We start from the raw sequence: 3,890 nt of genomic DNA, 5'->3' as shown, positions 1-3,890 counted from the left end.
CGTGAACTTATAGAACACATCCGGTGCGGAGTTACCGCCAGAATCCGTCGCGGTTAGGGTCTCACCTACAACACTGTCGCCACAAGATAGGGCGATCGCTCCAGCGCAATCATCGTAGGTTGCTCCACCTCCAATGGGGTCGCAAGTTCCCTCCCAAATATAAACACCGTCCATCAGTGGATCTGGAATTCCCCAAGCTGCATCAAATTGTGCACTTGGAAGTCCTACCATACTTGATGAAGTAACTACCCAGAATACACTGCCGGTTGCACCACCATCGGTAACCGAGAGTTCAATCCAGTATGTGGTAGGAACACCAGCTTGTCCTGCGAAGACAAATGGAGTAACAGACATTTCAACTTCATTTACATCAAAACCAAAGTTGCTGCCAATAACCGCTTGGCTATCGATAGTAACAGAGGCTTCAGAACCTATTAAAGCTCCAGGAAGACCTCCCGCGTTAGCATAGTAGTTAACATCTACATTTGCAATTCCGCCATTGGCGAAAATACTGGCTGTAATGTTACTTAATGTGAAATCTGTATCGGCAGCAACAGTTACGTCATTAGCAGTCATAAACGCTGAGGCTGAAGAACAGTTAAAGCCGTTCTCAAAGGTGAAATCGTTTGGATTCTCTTCAGAACAAACTCCGCCACCGCCTCCAATGGGGTCGCAAGTTCCTTCCCAAATATAAACACCGTCCATCAGTGGATCTGGAATACCCCAAACTGCATCAAACTGAGCACTTGGAAGTCCTACCATTGTTGAAGAGGTAACTACCCAGAATACACTGCCGGTTGCACCACCATCGGTAACTGAAAGTTCAATCCAGTATGTGGTAGGAACACCAGCTTGTCCTGCGAAAACAAATGGAGTAACAGACATTTCAACTTCATTTACATCAAAACCAAAGTTAGTGCCAATAACCGCTTGGTTATCGATAGTAACAGAAGCTTCAGAACCTATTAAAGCTCCAGGAAGTCCTCCAGCATTGGCGTAATAGTTAACGTCTACGTTAGCAATTCCGCCGTTGGCGAAGATACTGGCAGTTATATTACTTAACGTGAAGTCTGTATCTGCAGCAACAGTTACGTCGTTAGCAGTCATAAACGCTGAGGCTGAAGAACAGTTAAAGCCGTTCTCAAAGGTGAAATCGTTTGGATTCTCTTCAGAACAAACTCCGCCACCGCCGCCTATTGGCGCGCAATTTCCTTCCCAAATATAAACACCGTCCATAAGTGGATCTGGAATTCCCCAAACTGCATCAAACTGTGCACTTGGAAGCCCTACCATACTTGATGAAGTAACTACCCAGAATACACTGCCAGTTGCACCACCATCAGTAACTGAAAGTTCAATCCAGTATGTGGTAGGAACACCAGCTTGTCCTGCGAAAACAAATGGAGTAACAGACATTTCAACTTCGTTTACATCAAAACCAAAGTTGCTGCCAATAACCGCTTGGTTATCGATAGTAACAGAAGCTTCAGAACCTATTAAAGCTCCAGGAAGTCCTCCAGCATTGGCGTAATAATTAACGTCTACGTTAGCAATTCCGCCGTTGGCGAAGATGCTCGCAGTTATATTACTTAATGTGAAGTCTGTATCTGCAGCAACAGTTACATCGTTAGCTGTCATAAACGCTGAGGTTGATGAACAGTTAAAACCGTTCTCGAAAGTACCATCGTTTGGATTCTCTTCAGAACAAACTCCACCGCCGCCACCGCCTGCAGTAACATTGATACTATAATCCTCTGCTTGACCAAAGCCAGAACCAGGAGTACAGGAATCTGGAGCATAGGAAGCCAAGAATTTTTTAATAACACGCATTCTAGTTGTGCCCGCGGTTACGCCCCCTGGAACTAAAATGTTATTAGTAGCCTGTTGGCCATCTGTACCTGTAGAACCGGTTATTGTTCCTATTTCATAACGTTCGCTTGCGTTATCCATAATTCCGTCTTGGTTCCAGTCTATAAACACAGTGAAGCTATTTGTAAAACCTCCACCAGTATTACCTTCCAAAGCAATAGGGTAAGACATCCCTTCTTCCATATCGCCTACAATTGCCGTAAAATCTTCGTGGGCTGGTGAACCATCTATAACAGGATCACTTACATTGCTTATACCCGCAACCTCTACTAATGTTATAGGCTCGACTCCTGAGTTAAACTCAAGCGGCCCACAATATGGCGCTGGGAACGCCCCACCGCCACCAGAGAGCACCTCAACTTCCCAACCACAAGTATTTACTACTCCAGTTGCATGAAATTCAAAAGTTAACGCTCCTGTGGTAGAAGTAAAAACAGCTGAACCATTTGCGGCAATCATTCCTGCAAGCTCATCTGTATCAGTATTTAAATTACTGTCGTAAATTTGTGGAGAACTAGTGTCTGGCCCATCGTAAATATTTAGGTAATCGAAAGTTCCGAATACTCTAAATGATAGAAATTCTACAGACAATCCTGCCCCAGTTAATGTTGTAACAGTATCACAATTACAGTTAGGATAATCTCCGGTGTTTCCAGAAGAAGTTGTAGAACAATCACCTCCCGGTCCTCCTGTAGCACCGTCTGATGGATCGTAAAAGAAATCGCCGGGAACTACTGCGAAAGTTTCGGTTGCCCCCGCTGTTGGTATAATATCTGAAAGCGGGCCTCTATTTTGAACCACTGGTGTGTAATTCAAATTAGTATTAACACCTTCTTGTTCAGCAGCTAAAAGCTCCGCTTGATCTCTAGCCTCTATAGATAAGAATAAAGGTGAATAGCTCGACCCGTTTCGCATTCCAGAAATTGGGTTATTAGCACCTTCACTACTAATCTGAGCATTGTGATTAGAGCGATTTCCTTGTGGCAAGTTTAAAACTTGAGGATTAGTGGTTTGATTTTTGTAAACAACGGGGTTGTTTACCCCCTTTTTCTGAACACTAGCGTCAGAAGGACTGACGGAAACGTTTGAAGGCGTGACAGCTTGATTTTTTTGCTGTTGATTGAAATGAATAGGATTATCGGTCCCATTCGTTTTTATCATTGGTTGTTGGCCATAGCTATAGCTGACCGAGAACACCAGTAATAAAATTAACATTGTAAATTTTTTCATAATTTAAATGGTTTAGTTAAATATTTAGTTTTGAGGAATTAAAGCTATTCTAAAAAAAGCACAATTCAAAGTTTTTCAGGGCAAGAATTTAAGCCACAGAAAAAATCGCGTGCTTTTAACTCACTAAAAATTATGTTTTTGCAGAATAAAACGGAAGCAACTTCTATCTGTACTCCTTACCTATGCTATGTTTACTGAAGAATTATACAATTATCTAAAATGTATTTTCTGTGTTAAAATATTTTAAATTTAGCAGTTCGTCCGATTTCGAATTCGCATCAAAATCATTATATATAAATTAAATTTTAACAAATGAGCACCGATTTTACGATTTGAATTTCATAAAATCTATCAAGAATCGCACTTTAAAATTCTATAAGAAATTCAAAAGCTGAAATTATAAACAAAAAATCACTGACTACTACGAAACCATAAATTGTTCTAAAATTATAAACTCATAAAAAAACCACCCGCCATTAGCGGGTGGTTTATATTAAAGATATGCGTCAGAAATTAGTCCTTCAGCACCTTATAGGTTCCCGTCTCTCCGTTCACAGTTACCTTCATCAGGTAAGTGCCCGTACTTAGACCGGAAATGTCTATCTGTGATGAGGTAGCATCAACGCGGTTGTCCACCACTAGCTGCCCCAAAAGATTGTACAACGATACATGATCGATATTCTCTACACTTTGTAGGTTCAATACACCCTTGGTCGGGTTCGGGTAATAACTGAAACCGGCAATGGTGTTGTCCGAAACACCAAGGTTAGTGCCATCTATCTTAATGTCCG

2 protein-coding genes are annotated in these 3,890 nt (G+C 41.7%); both read right to left on the bottom strand.

Annotation, left to right across the window (positions count from 1 at the left end):
• Positions 1-3,099, bottom strand: a 3,099-nt coding sequence (locus VZD24_RS15105) for a GEVED domain-containing protein (RefSeq protein ID WP_342688093.1), incomplete at its 3' end; no start/stop codon positions are given.
• Positions 3,100-3,612: 513 nt separating this feature from the next.
• The coding region (locus VZD24_RS15100) for a T9SS type A sorting domain-containing protein (protein WP_342687901.1) at positions 3,613-3,890 on the bottom strand (278 nt) is incomplete at its 5' end.

Origin of the sequence: Aequorivita flava (assembly GCF_038742595.1) — a bacterium.
GTDB classification, from domain to species: Bacteria; Bacteroidota; Bacteroidia; order Flavobacteriales; family Flavobacteriaceae; genus Aequorivita; species Aequorivita marisscotiae.
This window is presented reverse-complemented; position numbering and strand designations above follow the sequence as displayed.